Genomic DNA, 940 nt, shown 5'->3' with positions numbered 1-940 from the left:
TCGCCCACGGACTTCACCGGCGACGGACGCGACGACATCGTCACCTTCACCCACGGCACCCTCAACGACGTCTACGTCTCCACCTCCACCGGCACCACCTTCGCCGGCACCTCCAACAAATGGAACGACTTCTTCGGCCTCAACGGCGAAACCCTGCTCACCGGAGACTTCAACGGCGACAACCGCGACGACATCGTCGCCTTCACCCACGGCACCCTCGCCGACGTCCACGTCGCACTCTCCACCGGCACCACCTTCAACCCCAGCACCAAATGGCACGACTGGTTCGCCCCCCACACCGAAGTCGCCGCAGTCGGCGACGTCAACGGCGACGGCAAAGACGACATCATCACCTTCACCCACGACACCAACGCCGACGTCTACGTCGCCCTCTCCACCGGATCATCATTCACCGGCACCGCCATCAAATGGCACGAATACTTCTCCATCGCCGGCGAACACCCCGCCATCGGCGACGTCAACGGCGACGGACGCGACGACATCATCACCTTCACCCAAGGCCCCGCCACCGCCTCCGACGTCATCGTCGCCCTCTCCACCGGCACCACCTTCGGCCCACCCCAGAAATGGCACGACCTCTTCGCCGTCGGCACCGAACAACCCCGCGTCGGCGACATCAACGGCGACGGACGCGACGACATCGTCACCTTCACCTGCAACACCAACGCCGACGTCTACGCCGCCACCTCCACCGGCACGTCATTCGCCGGCACCACCGTCAAATGGCACGACTACTTCTGCCTCGCCGGCGAATTCCCCTACCTCGCCGACGCCAACGGCGACGGCAAAGACGACATCATCGTCTTCACCAAAGGCACCACCAACGACGTCCACGTCGCACTCTCCACCGGCACCACCTTCAACCCCAGCACCAAATGGCACGACTTCTTCGGCCTCAACGGCGAAACCACCCTCTGAG

General features: G+C 64.0%; 1 protein-coding gene. It reads left to right on the top strand.

Annotation, left to right across the window (positions count from 1 at the left end; translation table 11 throughout):
- On the top strand, positions 1–939 hold a 939-nt coding region (locus RM555_RS30800), incomplete at its 5' end, for an FG-GAP repeat domain-containing protein (protein WP_311414997.1).
- Between the last annotated feature and the right edge of the window lies 1 nt (position 940).

Source organism: Micromonospora reichwaldensis (assembly GCF_031845925.1).
Lineage (GTDB): Bacteria > Actinomycetota > Actinomycetes > Mycobacteriales > Micromonosporaceae > Micromonospora > Micromonospora reichwaldensis.
The sequence above is the reverse complement of the archived record's forward strand: the minus strand, read 5'-3'. Positions and strand labels throughout refer to the sequence as shown.